The 13,422-nt window shown below is 66.1% G+C and carries 13 protein-coding genes and 1 riboswitch; of the genes, 5 read left to right on the forward strand and 8 right to left on the reverse strand.

What is annotated here, in order from left to right; translation table 11 throughout:
- Positions 1–57 precede the first annotated feature (57 nt).
- The 8 genes from thiC to gluQRS all read right to left on the reverse strand — a co-directional run bounded on the left by thiC (position 58) and on the right by gluQRS (position 8,430).
- Complete coding sequence (gene thiC, locus SSA01S_RS14025; RefSeq protein ID WP_061780847.1) at positions 58–1,905, reverse strand: phosphomethylpyrimidine synthase ThiC; 1,848 nt, start codon at positions 1,903–1,905, stop codon at positions 58–60.
- Between the two features lie 35 nt (positions 1,906–1,940).
- Positions 1,941–2,050: riboswitch (TPP riboswitch) on the reverse strand.
- A 141-nt stretch (positions 2,051–2,191) separates the two neighbouring features.
- Positions 2,192–3,280 (reverse strand): ferritin-like domain-containing protein, encoded by a 1,089-nt coding sequence (locus tag SSA01S_RS14030; RefSeq protein ID WP_061780848.1) that lies wholly within the window; start codon positions 3,278–3,280, stop codon positions 2,192–2,194.
- Between the two features lie 36 nt (positions 3,281–3,316).
- Positions 3,317–4,285 carry a ferritin-like domain-containing protein gene (locus tag SSA01S_RS14035; protein WP_061780860.1) on the reverse strand — a complete coding sequence of 323 codons (969 nt, stop codon included), beginning with the start codon at positions 4,283–4,285 and terminating at the stop codon, positions 3,317–3,319.
- Positions 4,286–4,481: 196 nt separating this feature from the next.
- Positions 4,482–5,459, reverse strand: coding sequence for an L-histidine N(alpha)-methyltransferase (gene egtD / locus SSA01S_RS14040; RefSeq protein WP_061780849.1), 978 nt, complete (start codon positions 5,457–5,459; stop codon positions 4,482–4,484).
- A gap of 2 nt (positions 5,460–5,461) precedes the next feature.
- Positions 5,462–6,733 (reverse strand): ergothioneine biosynthesis protein EgtB, encoded by a 1,272-nt coding sequence (gene egtB, locus SSA01S_RS14045; protein WP_061780850.1) that lies wholly within the window; start codon positions 6,731–6,733, stop codon positions 5,462–5,464.
- Between the two features lie 38 nt (positions 6,734–6,771).
- Positions 6,772–7,335 carry a cob(I)yrinic acid a,c-diamide adenosyltransferase gene (locus tag SSA01S_RS14050; RefSeq protein WP_061780851.1) on the reverse strand — a complete coding sequence of 188 codons (564 nt, stop codon included), beginning with the start codon at positions 7,333–7,335 and terminating at the stop codon, positions 6,772–6,774.
- A 4-nt stretch (positions 7,336–7,339) separates the two neighbouring features.
- The gene (locus SSA01S_RS14055) at positions 7,340–7,567 is read right to left on the reverse strand and encodes a twin transmembrane helix small protein (protein WP_058733595.1); all 228 of its coding nucleotides are present in this window, start codon (positions 7,565–7,567) and stop codon (positions 7,340–7,342) included.
- Positions 7,568–7,578: 11 nt separating this feature from the next.
- Positions 7,579–8,430, reverse strand: a complete 852-nt coding sequence (gene gluQRS, locus SSA01S_RS14060) for a tRNA glutamyl-Q(34) synthetase GluQRS (RefSeq protein ID WP_061780852.1) — start codon at positions 8,428–8,430, stop codon at positions 7,579–7,581.
- 110 nt (positions 8,431–8,540) lie between these two features.
- Between gluQRS and SSA01S_RS14065 the strand changes: the two genes are divergently transcribed.
- From SSA01S_RS14065 to SSA01S_RS14085, 5 genes are all read left to right on the forward strand, one after another.
- Positions 8,541–9,107, forward strand: coding sequence for an HNH endonuclease (locus tag SSA01S_RS14065; RefSeq protein ID WP_042485172.1), 567 nt, complete (start codon positions 8,541–8,543; stop codon positions 9,105–9,107).
- An 18-nt stretch (positions 9,108–9,125) separates the two neighbouring features.
- Complete coding sequence (locus SSA01S_RS14070; protein ID WP_061780853.1) at positions 9,126–9,578, forward strand: EF-hand domain-containing protein; 453 nt, start codon at positions 9,126–9,128, stop codon at positions 9,576–9,578.
- Between the two features lie 238 nt (positions 9,579–9,816).
- A complete protein-coding gene (locus SSA01S_RS14075) occupies positions 9,817–10,116 on the forward strand; it encodes a hypothetical protein (protein ID WP_061780854.1) in 300 nt (99 codons plus the stop codon).
- Between the two features lie 132 nt (positions 10,117–10,248).
- On the forward strand, positions 10,249–12,924 hold the full coding sequence (gene ppc, locus SSA01S_RS14080) for a phosphoenolpyruvate carboxylase (protein WP_170171490.1): 2,676 nt from the start codon (positions 10,249–10,251) through the stop codon (positions 12,922–12,924).
- A gap of 5 nt (positions 12,925–12,929) precedes the next feature.
- Positions 12,930–13,334: an OsmC family protein gene (locus SSA01S_RS14085; RefSeq protein WP_061780856.1), complete on the forward strand. Its 405-nt coding sequence runs from the start codon at positions 12,930–12,932 to the stop codon at positions 13,332–13,334.
- Positions 13,335–13,422: the final 88 nt, after the last annotated feature.

Genomic DNA, 13,422 nt, shown 5'->3' on the forward strand with positions numbered 1-13,422 from the left:
CACCCCCGCTTTGTTCCAGACTATGCGATTTTGCTCGGCTTTGCAAGCAATCCAACGTCACTCCGCCGGAAGGTAAACCTCCCCGCCCTTCTCGCGGAATTTCTCGCTCATTTGCTGCATCCCCGCCTCGGCGTCCTCGGCTGCGACGAATGTCTCCACCGGCGCGTTCTGCTTGGCCGCGAATTCCCGGACCTCCTGCGTGATCTTCATCGAGCAGAATTTCGGGCCGCACATCGAACAGAAATGCGCGGTCTTGGCGCCCTCGGCCGGGAGGGTCTGGTCGTGGTAGGATTCCGCCGTGTCGGGGTCGAGCGACAGGTTGAACTGGTCGCGCCAGCGGAACTCGAAGCGGGCGCGGCTCAGCGCGTCGTCGCGCATCTTGGCGGCGGGGTGGCCCTTGGCGAGATCGGCGGCGTGGGCGGCGAGCTTGTAGGTCACCACGCCGACCTTCACGTCGTCGCGGTCGGGCAGGCCCAGATGCTCCTTGGGCGTGACGTAGCAGAGCATCGCCGTGCCGTACCAACCGATCATCGCCGCGCCGATGCCGCTGGTGATATGGTCGTACCCCGGCGCGATGTCGGTCGTTAGCGGCCCGAGCGTGTAGAAGGGCGCCTCGCCGCACGCCTCCAGCTGCTTGTCCATATTCTGCTTGATCTTGTGCATCGGCACATGGCCGGGGCCCTCGATCATGACCTGCACGTCCTGCGCCCAGGCGCGCTTGGTCAGTTCGCCCAGCGTATAGAGCTCGGCGAACTGCGCCTCGTCATTGGCGTCGGCGATCGCACCGGGGCGCAGGCCGTCGCCCAGCGAATAGGCGATGTCATAGGTCTTCATGATCTCGGTGATCTCGTCGAAGCGTTCGTAGAGGAACGACTCCTTGTGATGCGCCAGGCACCACTTTGCCATGATCGAGCCGCCGCGCGACACGATGCCGGTCACGCGCTTGGCGGTCAGCGGGATGTACGGCAGGCGCACGCCCGCATGGATGGTGAAATAGTCGACGCCCTGCTCGGCCTGTTCGATCAGCGTGTCGCGGAAGATTTCCCAGGTCAGTTCCTCGGCGATGCCGCCGACCTTTTCCAGCGCCTGGTAGATCGGCACCGTGCCGATCGGCACCGGCGAGTTGCGGATGATCCACTCGCGCGTGTCGTGGATGTTGCGGCCCGTCGACAGGTCCATGACCGTGTCCGCGCCCCAGCGGATCGACCAGACCAGCTTGTCGACTTCGGAAGCGACGTTGGAGGCGACCGCCGAATTGCCGATATTGGCGTTGATCTTGACCAGGAAGTTGCGGCCGATCGCCATCGGCTCGGATTCGGGATGGTTGATGTTGTTGGGGATGATCGCCCGGCCGCGCGCCACTTCGTCGCGGACAAATTCGGGCGTGACGTAATCGGGGATGCTCGCGCCGAAGCTCTCGCCGTCGCGGACATAGTCCTTCAGCATCTCGCGGCCCAGATTCTCGCGGGTCGCGACATATTCCATCTCGGGCGTGATGATGCCGCGCCGCGCATAGTGCATCTGGCTGACATTCATGCCGGGCTTGGCGCGCAGCGGACGGTTTAGCCCGGTGCGCGGGAATTGCGGCACGCCGCCCGACCGGTCGGGGCCGAGCTGGCCGTTATCCTCGGGCCGGATTTCGCGGCCGTCATAGGCCTCGACATCGCCCCGCGCCTCGATCCAGTTGCGGCGAATCTGCGGCAGGCCCGCCATGATATCGATCCGCGCATTCGGGTCGGTGTACGCGCCCGACGTATCGTACACGCGCAAGGGCGGCTCGCCCGAGGACGGATCGAGATGGATTTCGCGCATCGCGACGTTCAGCGGGCCGACGTGAATCTTCTTCGAGCCACGAATGGGGCCGGTCGTCACGCCGATCTCGGCCTTTGCGGGGATATCTGCCATAGTCGTCCACTCCATGCGGAGGAAACGGACCATGAGAGATGGGGCCGCTCCCTCCCTACGCCGGTGTCAGCCGGATCAGGTTCAGCGGGTCAGGGGCTCTTGCCCCCCTCTCAAGCGCAGGCCAGCGCTCCCCCGGGGATGGACCATCCATAAGCGGTTTTTCGGCGGATAAGAAGGGCTTTCCCCACGGATCGCTCCCGCTCCGGCGCTTCGTGCATAAAAAAGCCCCGGATCGGCCAGGGGACTAGCGACCGATCCGGGGCAAGGACCCTTGGGAGGGAGAGGGTTATCCGCTGGCGGCGCTGGTGCGGACGTTGCCGTTCAGGCCGCTGGGGAAGAAGCCGCCGCCGGTCACCGCCGCCTTGTTGAGATACACGACGTTCAGCACCTGGCCGGGGGTGCGGACAAAGGCGATGGCGTTGGAGTCGGCGGGAACGATATTCGCCACCTGCGTCCCGTTCACGGTCGCGACGATGCCCTGATCGAGATCGGTCGATCCGTCCAGGCTGTCGCGCGCGTCCGAGATTGCCCCTGCGGCGGCGATCAACGCCCCGCTGGGGATTTGCGACGAGCTGGTGAGCGGCAACGGGTTCGAGATGGGCGTCGTGGTACTCACGCCCTTGCGGTACAGCGTCGTGCGGACCAGACCGGCATGATAGGCCTCGGCCGCGTGGATGCCCGCAGCCGCCTCGATAAAGGTCTTGTTGGTCAGCAGGGAGACGCCGCCCATATAGGCGGTGACGCCGACATCCTCGAACAGGAATGCGCCGAGCAGGAAGGCTTCGTCCGACGCATAGGGATCGAAGGTCGCGCTGTCGCCGACCACCTTGGCCGCTCGTGCCGCCGCCGTGAAGGCGCCATTGGCATCGCCCGACAGGTTGATCGAAGGCTGTGCGACCGCCGCGCTGCCCAGCGCGTTGCGCAGGAAGGTGACGTGCGCGATCTCGTCATAGGCGATCTCCCGCGCATATTGCGCGACGATCGGGTCCTGGAACTGGACCTGGCGCGGCTGCCCGGCGCCACCCGAGGCACTGGTATTGATCGCGACCGACCCTTGCGTGCCCGTGCCGCCGAGCAGCGACGAGGACAGGCCCGTGCCGAACGCGGCATAGCTGTAGAATTGCGCTTCCAGATATTCGAGCTGGAGCGCGAAGTTCAGCACATCGGCATCGGTGACCGATCCGGTCGCGCTGGCGCTGGGCGTCGGTGTCGGCACGACGATGACGTTGTCGCCATCGTCCCCGCAGGCCCCCAGCATCGCCAGGCCGCCCACGGCGCCCGCCCCGGCGGCCATGCGCATGAAACGGCGCCGTTCGGTCCGGCGCTTGGCCGAAGCCTCTTCGATCACATCGAGAATGAAGCGTTCTTCGCTCATGATGAAAAAATCCTCTCCAGAGGAGGAAAAAGGGAATTAGTTGGCGGTGCTGGCGCGCAGAGTGCCGTTGACGCCGTTCGGGAAGAACCCGCCCAGCGTGGCCGCCGCCTTGTTCAGATAGACGATGTTGAGCACCTGGCCCGGCGTCCGGCTGAAGGCGATGCCGCTCGTATCGAGCGGCACGATGTTGGACACCAGCTGCCCGTTCACCGTGGTCTGCGCGATTCCCTCGTCGAGCTTGGTTGAGCCATCCACGCTGTCCCGCAGGGCGGAAATCTTGCCGGCCGCGTCGATCAGGCCCGACTGCGGATTGGTCGGATCATAGCCCCGGCCGTACAGCGTCGTGCGCACGATCGCGGCGTGATAGGCCTCGACCGCCAGAATGCCGGCGGCCGCCTGGAGGAAGGTCTTGCTGCTGATCAGCGGTGAGGCACCCTTATAGGCGGTCACACCGACATCCTCGAAGATATAGGCGCCGAGCAGGAACGCGTTGGGCGAGCTATACGGGTTGAAGGTGCCGCTGGTGATGACACCCGCCGCCAGCGCCGCCGCCGTGAACGGACCATTGGCATCGCCCGAGATGTTGATCGCGGGCTGTGCCACCGCCGCACTGCCGAGCGCGGTGCGCAGGAAGGCGACATGGGCCGCTTCGTCCGCCGCGATCTCGCGCGCATAGGCCTGAACGATCTTGTCGTCACCGAAGGCAGCCTGCTGTCCGCCGGTCACCGCGCCTTGCGTGCCGGTGCCGGTCAACTGGTTGGCGGGAAGACCCGTGCCATTGGCCGCATAGGCATAGAATTGCGCTTCGAGATATTCGAGGTTGAGCGCGAAATTCAGGATGTCGGTGTCGGTGATCGTGGACTGCGCCCCGGCCTTGCTGGTCAGGCTGAAGGCGGTGACACCCGCCGCCGCCGCACCAAAGGCCGTTTTGAAGAAGTCACGCCGGTGATTACGGCGTTCGGCTCGCGCATCGAAGGCGTCGAGCAGCTGTTCGCTTTCGGTCATCATGCTCCTCCCGGTCAGGAACCATGAAGAGCTTTTGTGTCGCTATGTAAACGACAGAAAAACTCTTCACAGGGCGGAGCCAAAGACTTTTATTGCTAAATCCCGACTCTACCGAACAATCAAACGTCACGATCCGAAAAAGGACGCATAAAATTAATGAGAATTATCTTTGCTTGTCGCCTACAAGGCAAAACGTTCACGGCGCGAGCCGAACCGATTGCGCTTCCGCCAGATAGACCGAGAAAAGCTGGTCGGGGTCGGTCCATTCCGCCACCGGGGTCCAGCCCCCGGCACGCAACAGGATCTTGGCATCGCGCGGGCCATATTTGTGGCTGTTTTCGGTGTGGATCGTCTCGCCCGCCGTCATGGCGAAGGGGCGCCCCTCGATGGTGAAGTCGACGTCACGGGTCGCCGCCAAGTGCATTTCGATCCGCGAGCGGTCGTCATTCCACACCGCGCGGTGGCGGAAGGCCTCGACCGGGATGGTGCCGTCGAGTTCGCGATTGATTCGGTCGAGCAGGTTGCGGTTGAACGCCGCCGTCACGCCCTGCGCATCGTCATAGGCCGGAACCAGCACGTCGCTCGACTTGGCCCGGTCCATGCCGATCAGCAGCATCGCCCCCTCGCCCAGCGAGCCGCGCATCGCGCGCAGCAGGTCGGTCGCCATGGCGGGCGTCATGTTGCCGATGGTCGAGCCCGGAAAGAAGCCGAGTTTGGGCGCATCTGCCACCATCGCAGGCAGCGCCAGCGGCCTCATGAAGTCGCCCTCCAGCGGATGGATGGGCAGATCGGGGAACGCCTGTTGCAGGGCGCGCGCGGAGTCGCGCAGGAAATCGCCCGAAATGTCGATCGGCACATAGGCCGACGGCTCGACACAGCGGAGCAGCACCGGCGTCTTGGTCGAGGAGCCCGATCCGAACTCGACGACCGCGCGGCCCCGACCGACATGCGTAACCAGATCGGGGCACATGGTCTTCAGGATCGCCGTCTCGGTCCGGGTCGGATAATATTCGGGCAAATCGGTGATCGCCTCGAACAGCTCCGAGCCCTTGCGGTCGTAGAACCAGCGCGCAGGGATGGCACGCGGCGAACGCTCCAGCCCGGCCAGGACGTCGGCGCGAAAGGCTGGGTCGGCCAGCGACATCTGGCCGTCCTCGATCTCGGGCTTCAGCATGATTACAGGTCCTTTGCCAGACGGACGCCGGTGAATTGCCAGCGTTGATGGGGGTAGAAGAAGTTGCGGTAACAGGCGCGCGAATGGCCGCGCGGCGTCGCGCAGCTGCCGCCGCGCAGGACGAACTGCCCGTTCATGAACTTGCCATTATATTCGCCGACCGCGCCCTCGACCGGGTGGAAGCCGGGATAGGGGCGATAGGCGCTGCCGGTCCATTCCCAAACATCGCCGAAAAAGGCCGGGCCGCCGGGCGAGGGGCGCGGCTCGATCGCGCCCGCGCCGTCGAGCTGGTTGCCGCCGCTTGCGTCATGCGCGGCGGCCGCAGCTTCCCACTCGAATTCGCTCGGCAGCCGTGCCCCCGCCCAGGTGGCGAAGGCATCCGCCTCATAGAAGCTGACATGGGTGACCGGCGCGGCGGGGTCAATCGCGCGACGACCATCCAGCCCGAACCGGGTCCAGCCGCCATCCTGCTTCTCCCAATAGAGCGGCGCGACGATCCCTTCCGCCTTCACCCAGGCCCAGCCATCGGACAGCCAGAGCCGCGGATCGCGATAGCCGCCATCCTCGATGAAGGTCATCCACTCGGCATTGGTGACGGTGCGGTCGGCCAGGGCATGGGGATGGAGTAGCGCCGAGTGACGCGGCCCCTCGCAATCGAAGGCGAAGCCCTGTCCGTCATGGCCGACCTCGACGATGCCCGCCCGCCCCTCGATCCAGCCGATCGGGCCCGGCATCGCGACCGGAGCCTTGGGCTCGGGCGCGAAGAGCGCGGGTTCCAGCGGATTCTCGGAAAAGAGGTGGAGAATGTCGGTGACGAACAGCTCCTGATGCTGGTCCTCATGGTGACAGCCCAGCGCGACCAGCTCGCGCGCCGCCTCGGGCAGGTCGGGCAGCGCGGCGAGCAGGGCGGAATCGACATGCGCCCGGTACGCTCGCACCTCGTCCAGCGTCGGCCGGGTGATCATGCCCCGGCGATGGCGGGCATGGCGTTTGCCCTCCGCTTCGTAATAGCTGTTGAACAGGAACGGAAAACGCGGGTCGTGCAGCGTATAGCCCGGCACATGGTCGCGCAGAACGAAGGTCTCGAAGAACCAAGTGGTATGCGCCATGTGCCATTTCGCGGGCGACGCGTCCGGCATCGACTGGACGCTGGCATCGGCATCGGACAAGGGCTCGGCCAGCGCCAAGGTCAGCGCGCGAACCGCGTGGTAGCGGGATGCGAGATGGTCGGCAGGCGTCGAGGCCGCCGTCGGGTACGGAACGAGGGTCGGCATTGGGCGCTCCCCGGATCATGGGGAGGCCGGTCGGCCCTTTACCGTCCCATGCGCTCCCCTCCTGGAACCCAAAGAACGTCCGATGCGCCATTTTGGTTCACCGTCCGCGCGGCCACAAAAAGCCAGTCGGACAAGCGGTTGAGATAGGCCAGCGCGGGTGGGTTGATCGCCTCCTGCTCGCCGAGCGCCACAGTCGCGCGCTCGGCGCGGCGGGTGATGGCGCGGGCCAGATGCAGATGCGCCGCCGCCGGGCTGCCGCCGGGCAGGATGAAGCTGGTCAACGGCGACAGGGCGGCGTTCATCGCGTCGATCTCCGCCTCCAGCCGCCGGACCTGTTCGGCGACGATGCGCAGCGCCCCCTCGACATCGCCCGGCGTGGCGAGGTCAGCGCCCAGATCGAACAGGTCGTTCTGGATCATGGTCAATGGCGCGGCCAGTGGCCCGTCGACCGACAGCAGGGCGACACCGATCGCGCTGTTCGCTTCGTCCACCTCGCCGATCGCGACCATACGCGAATCCGCCTTGGACCGGCGCGATCCGTCGACCAGCCCGGTCGTGCCCTCGTCACCGGTGCGGGTGTAGATTTTCGTCAGCTTGACCAAGGGATCAGGTCCGCCCCGCCATGAACAGCAGCAGCACGACGACGGTGATCGCCAGCGCCTGGAAGAAGATGCGCTGCTGCATCATCCGGTTGGATTTCAGCTGCGAGGCGGTGGGCCCCTCGCCCTTCGCCTCGGCGGTCGCCTCCTGCAGGAAGCTGATAATGCCGCGCACCAGCGCGACCAGGGTGGCGAGCATCGCCGCGATCAGCAGGATCACGAGAAAAGTGGTCATAGCGCGGAAGCTTACGCCTCCCCCAGCCGAAATCCAGCAGGAAGCATGTTGCGCCGCAGCGCATCCGCCAGCGCGCGGCCGTCCGCACCGCCCTCGCGCATCGCTGCCAAGGCGGGTGCGCCATGCCGCTTGGCCAACCTCTGGCCATCCGCCCCGACGATCAGCGGGTGGTGGTGATACAGCGGCGTCGGCAGGCCGAGCAGTGCTTGCAGCAGCCGGTGGACATGCGTCGCCTCGAACAGGTCGAGCCCCCGCACCACGTCGGTCACCCCCTGCGCGGCATCGTCGACCGTGGCGGCCAGATGATAGCTGGCGGGCGCATCCTTGCGCGCCAGGATGACATCGCCGTGCGAAAGCGGATCGGCCAGAACCGGCCCCGCCTGTTCGTCCTGCCAGTATAACGGCCCCGTCCGCTCGACCGCCCGCGTCATGTCGATGCGCCAGCCATGCGGCTCGCCCATCCGCGCGGCTCGCTCCGCCGCCGAACGGTGACGACAGGTGCCGGGATAGAGGGCAACCGGCCCATGCGGCGCGGACAGGCTGGCGGCGATCTCGGCTCGGGTGCAGAAACAGGGATAGAGCAGGTCGGCCAGTCGCGCTTGTGCCGCCGCGTACAGGTCCAGCCGCTGCGACTGGAAGGACAGGTCGTCCCATTCCAGCCCCAGCCATTCCAGGTCGCGCAAGATAGCGTCGACATGCTCGGGGCGGCTGCGCGTGCCGTCGATATCCTCGATGCGCAGCAGGAAGCGCCCGCCCTCCGCGCGCGCCAGATCGAACGCGCGCACCGCCGACAGCGCATGGCCCAGATGCAGCCGCCCGGTCGGGCTGGGCGCGAAACGCGTGGCGCGTGGCGTTCCGCTCATCGCGCGCACTCTTGACCGCGATTCCGATCCCATGCTGTCATAGCGTGCAGTGTCATAGCCTTGTCACGCCGTTGCGCGAATAGGCGCATCGTACCACGAAGGGAGGAGCTGTGTTTCATCCCGACCTGATCCGACACCCGGACTCCTGTCCGGCACTTGTGCTGAATGCGGACTATACGCCGCTGTCCTATTACCCGCTGTCGGTCTGGCCCTGGCAGACCGCGGTGAAGGCCGTGTTCCTCGACCGGGTGGATATCGTCGCCCATTATGAGCGCGAGGTGCGCAGCCCGACCGCGAAGGTCAAGCTGCCCTCGGTCATCGCGCTCAAGCAATTCGTGAAGCCGTCGCAATTCCCGGCCTTCACCCGATTCAACCTGTTCCTGCGCGACCGCTTCTCCTGCCAATATTGCGGATCGCACCGCGACCTGACCTTCGACCATGTCATCCCGCGCGCGCAAGGCGGGCGGACCACTTGGGAGAATGTCGTCACAGCCTGCGCCCCCTGTAACCTGAAGAAGGGCGGGCGCACGCCGCGCCAGGCCGCGATGCCGCTGCATATCGAACCGATCCGCCCGACCAACTGGCACCTTCAGGAGCATGGCCGTAGCTTCCCGCCCAATTATCTGCATGAAACATGGCACGACTGGCTGTATTGGGACGTTGAGCTGGAAGCGTAACGAAGCCGGGAGTGTCGCATGCGTGGATGGGCCAAGGGCCTTGTTAGCCTGGGGTTGATGGCGTCGGTCGCCACCACCGCCGCCTGCGGCAAGAAGGAAGAGAAGCGTGCCGAAGCGGACCAGGCCGCCGCCAAGGCGGGCTTCGTACCGCCGTCGGTCACCAGCCGCGTCGACTTCGGCAGCATGATGGCGCGCCGTTTCCGCGAACTGGACCGCGATGGCAACGACATCATCACCGCTGATGAAATGCCCACCGCCAACTCACGCCTGTGGGAGCTCGACCGCAACAAGGACGGCGAGATTACCGAGAGCGAGTTCTTCGAAGGGATGCTGGCGCGGTTCGACCGGATGGACCTGAACCGCGACGGCACGGTGACCTCGGAGGAACGCGAAGCCTCGCGCACCGAACGGCCTGCGACTCCAACCAATCCGGTCGCGACGGGGGCCGGCGTGCCGGGGAATGCGAGCTGACGGCGGGCCAGCACTAAACTTCTAGCCGAGGTCGCCGATGATAAAGAGCTGGTGGAGAGACGTTGCTACCCCTTTGGTCGTGTTGGGCTTGGGAAGTTTTTCGGCCACGACTTGCTTTGCGCAGACCAGCCATGTCCCACGTGCAAAACGATGCCAAGCGGTACGCCCGGCCATCACGCGGACGGCTCCTGCGCATTGGCTAGGCGATTGTTCGCTGGGGCGCGCCGAGGGGATCGGGGTGCTGCGTATCGGGACGCATGAGCCTTTCGAGTATTTCTTCGGAGCCGCGCGCGCCGGTCGCCCCGTTCGCGGTCTGATCAAGGCCGCCAACGGTTGGTACGCTGCGGCTCGATTCGATGGTCGGATGGGCATGGTCAATCCACGGTCGGAAGACCCCAATGAGGCGCACGCCACCTATAGTCTTGCCGTAAAGGCAACCCAGGCCACCGCGCGACGCTTCGCCATGGCGGGGAATCGGGGATCGGCACGCTATTACGAACGCTTGGCAAAGCAGATTGCCGATGGAGAGCCCGAATAAGGGCCGGGAGGTGCCCATCGATTAGCGCCACGTCCTTGCAATTAGTGCGATAATCACATGATCGATATTATACCAAAATTACATTCCGCAATCGGTTGACGGCCAGCCTATTGCGTTGCAGCAATGGCGACCATGACGACCCTGCCCCCCATCGCCAACAATGCCGACATCCGCTTTCTGGGCGCCCAGCTGGGTGACGTGATCCGCCGCTATGGCGGCGACGCGCTGTTCGAGGCGACGGAGGCCATTCGCCGCGCCTCGGTCGATCGCTATCGCGGGCTGGGTGAGGACGGGTCGGTCGACCTGCAGCTGGAGAAACTGGCGCTCGACGAGACGCTGGATTTCGTACGCGGCTTCATGCTGTTCTCGATGCTCGCCAACCTCGCCGAGGATCGCCAGGGCATCGCGCGCGAGCCCGCCGCCGATATCGCCGACGTGCTGGAGACGCTGAAGGGCCAAGGCATCGATCGCGATGCCGCGATGGAGCTGCTCGGCCGGGCGCTGGTCGTCCCCGTGCTGACCGCGCATCCGACCGAGGTGCGGCGCAAGAGCATGATCGATCACCGCAACCGCATCGCCGAACTGCTGACAATGCGCGATGCGGGGCGGACGGTGACACCCGATGGCGACGATGTGGAGGCGGCGATCGGCCGCCAGATCGCGCTTCTCTGGCAGACCCGCGTGCTGCGCCGCGAGCGGCTCTACGTCACCGATGAGGTCGAGACGGCGCTATCTTACTTGCGCGACGTGTTCCTGCCGGTGCTGCCCGCCCTCTACCAGCGTTGGGACAAGGCGTTCGGGGCGCGCGTGCCCGCCTTTCTGCGTCCCGGTTCGTGGATCGGCGGCGACCGCGACGGCAATCCCTTCGTCACCGCCGAGTCGCTGACCAATGCGCTGGCCCAAGCCGCCGACGCGGTGCTGACCCATTATTGCAAGGCGGTGCACGCGCTGGGTGCCGAGCTGTCCATCTCGACCGAACATGCCGAGGTCGATGACGGCGTCCGGGCGCTGGCCGATGCCAGCGGCGACGAAGCGCTCAGCCGCGCGGACGAGCCCTATCGCCGTGCGCTGTCGGGCATTTATGCCCGTCTCGCCGCGACGCATGAGAAACTGACCGGCAAGACCTCGCCCCGCCCCGGTCGCCTGACCGGCGAGCCCTATGCCGATCCGAAGGCCTTGCGCACCGATCTGGTCGCGATCGCGCGCGGGCTGGCGACGCAGGGCGACGGCGCGCTGGCGAGCGGTGGAGCGCTGGGCCGCCTGATCCGGGCGGTCGAAACCTTCGGCTTCCACTTGGCCACGCTCGACCTGCGGCAAAATTCGGCGGTGCATGAGCGCGTCGTCGCCGAGCTGTTGAAGGTGGCAGGCGTCGAGCCCGACTATCTGGCGCTCGACGAAGAGGCCCGCGTCGCGCTGCTCCGGCGCGAGCTGGCCAATGCCCGGCCGCTGTTCAGCCGTTATGCCGATTATTCGGACGAGACCCGCTCCGAACTGGCCATCGTCCAGGCCGCCGCCGATGCCCATGCGACCTACGGCCCAAAGTGCATCACCAACTATATCGTCTCGATGGGCAAGTCGGTGTCCGACCTGCTCGAAATCAACCTGATGCTGAAGGAGTTCGGCCTTTACCGCCCCGGCGAGCCCGCCACCGCCGCGATCATGGCAGTGCCTTTGTTCGAGACGATCGAGGATCTGGAGGCAGGCCCCGCAATCATGCGCGCCTATTTCGCACTGCCGGAGATCGCCGCGATCGTCCGCGCGCGCGGCCATCAGGAAGTGATGATCGGCTATTCGGACTCGAACAAGGATGGCGGCTACCTCACCTCCACCTGGTCGCTGTCCAAGGCGTCGAGCGCGTTCCGCCCGGTGTTCGACGAAGCGGGCGTGCGGATGCAGCTGTTCCACGGGCGCGGCGGTGCGGTGGGGCGCGGCGGCGGCAGCGCCTTCGCCGCGATCCGCGCCCAGCCGCACGATACGGTGCAGGGCCGCATCCGCATCACCGAACAGGGCGAGGTGATTGCGGGTAAATATGGCACCCGCGACTCCGCGCTCGGCAATCTCGAGGCGATGGCCTCGGCCACGCTGCTCGCCAGCCTGGAGCCCGACCGGCTATCGGCGGCGGACAATGCCCGCTTCACCGCCGCGATGGAGCAGCTGTCGGCGACCGCCTTCACCACCTATCGCGGGCTGGTCTATGGCACGGAGGGTTTCCGCACCTTCTTCCGCCAGATGACCCCGATCGCCGAGATTGCGGGCCTGAAGATCGGCAGCCGTCCGGCCAGCCGCAAGAAGTCCGACGCGATCGAGGATCTGCGCGCCATCCCCTGGGTGTTCAGCTGGGCCCAGGCGCGGGTCATGCTGCCCGGTTGGTACGGCGTCGGCACCGCCATCGCGAATTTCGAGGACAAGGCGCTGCTCGCCGAGATGGCGAAGAACTGGCCCTTTTTCGCCGCCACGCTGGCGAATATGGAGATGGTTCTGGCCAAGTCCGACATCGGCATCGCGCGGCGCTATGCCGGGCTGGTCGAGGACGAGAGCCTTCGGGACGCGATCTTCGGGCGCATCCATGACGGCTGGCATCGTGCGCGCGACGGGTTGCTGGGCGTGACGGGGCAGACGCGACTGCTGTCCGACAATCCGGCGCTGGAGGCATCGATTCGCCTGCGCCTGCCCTATATCGAGCCGCTCAACCTGCTGCAGATCGAACTGATGAAGCGCCATCGTGCGGGCGAGAGTGATCCGCGCATCGGCGAGGGTATCCTGTTGTCGATCAACGGCATCGCCACCGCGCTGCGCAACAGCGGGTAAGGCCGGTGGCGGATTTCGTCGTGCATTACGAAGGCGGCCTGCGCTGCCACGTCGCTCATCCCGACAATGGCGCGGTGCTGGTCATGGACGCGTCGAAGGAGCTGGGCGGGCCGGGGGAGAATTTCTCGCCGAGCGACCTGTTGTCGGTGTCGCTGGGCGGTTGCGTGCTGAGCATCATGGCCATGGCGGGCCGCGTCGCCGGGCTGGACCTTGCGGGCGCGACGGCGACCGTCACCAAGACGATGGGCAACGCCCCGCGCCGGATCACGATGCTCGGCGTCACGGTCCGGGTGCCGGGGCAGTATGACGCAGCCCAGCGCAAAAGGCTGGAAGCGGCGGCGGCCGCCTGTCCAGTCCATGCGGTGCTGGGCATCGATGCGCCGATCGCGATCGTTTGGGATGAAGAATAAAATCCTCCCCGGTACGGGGAGGTGGCAGGCCGCAGGCCTGTCGGAGGGGGGCTTCCACACAAGTCGCCCCTCGCCGTACGCCCCCCCC

Source organism: Sphingomonas sanguinis NBRC 13937, from assembly GCF_001591005.1.
Classification (GTDB): domain Bacteria; phylum Pseudomonadota; class Alphaproteobacteria; order Sphingomonadales; family Sphingomonadaceae; genus Sphingomonas; species Sphingomonas sanguinis.

What these genes read in the sequence shown, in the direction of transcription:
- SSA01S_RS14035 (WP_061780860.1), bottom strand. Translation starts at nt 4,285, where the DNA reads ATGACCGAAAGCGAACAGCTGCTCGACGCCTTCGATGCGCGAGCCGAA.
- SSA01S_RS14070 (WP_061780853.1), top strand. Translation starts at nt 9,126, where the DNA reads ATGCGTGGATGGGCCAAGGGCCTTGTTAGCCTGGGGTTGATGGCGTCG.
- SSA01S_RS14030 (WP_061780848.1), bottom strand. Translation starts at nt 3,280, where the DNA reads ATGAGCGAAGAACGCTTCATTCTCGATGTGATCGAAGAGGCTTCGGCC.
- egtD (WP_061780849.1), bottom strand. Translation starts at nt 5,459, where the DNA reads ATGCTGAAGCCCGAGATCGAGGACGGCCAGATGTCGCTGGCCGACCCA.
- gluQRS (WP_061780852.1), bottom strand. Translation starts at nt 8,430, where the DNA reads ATGAGCGGAACGCCACGCGCCACGCGTTTCGCGCCCAGCCCGACCGGG.
- ppc (WP_170171490.1), top strand. Translation starts at nt 10,249, where the DNA reads ATGACGACCCTGCCCCCCATCGCCAACAATGCCGACATCCGCTTTCTG.
- SSA01S_RS14055 (WP_058733595.1), bottom strand. Translation starts at nt 7,567, where the DNA reads ATGACCACTTTTCTCGTGATCCTGCTGATCGCGGCGATGCTCGCCACC.
- thiC (WP_061780847.1), bottom strand. Translation starts at nt 1,905, where the DNA reads ATGGCAGATATCCCCGCAAAGGCCGAGATCGGCGTGACGACCGGCCCC.
- egtB (WP_061780850.1), bottom strand. Translation starts at nt 6,733, where the DNA reads ATGCCGACCCTCGTTCCGTACCCGACGGCGGCCTCGACGCCTGCCGAC.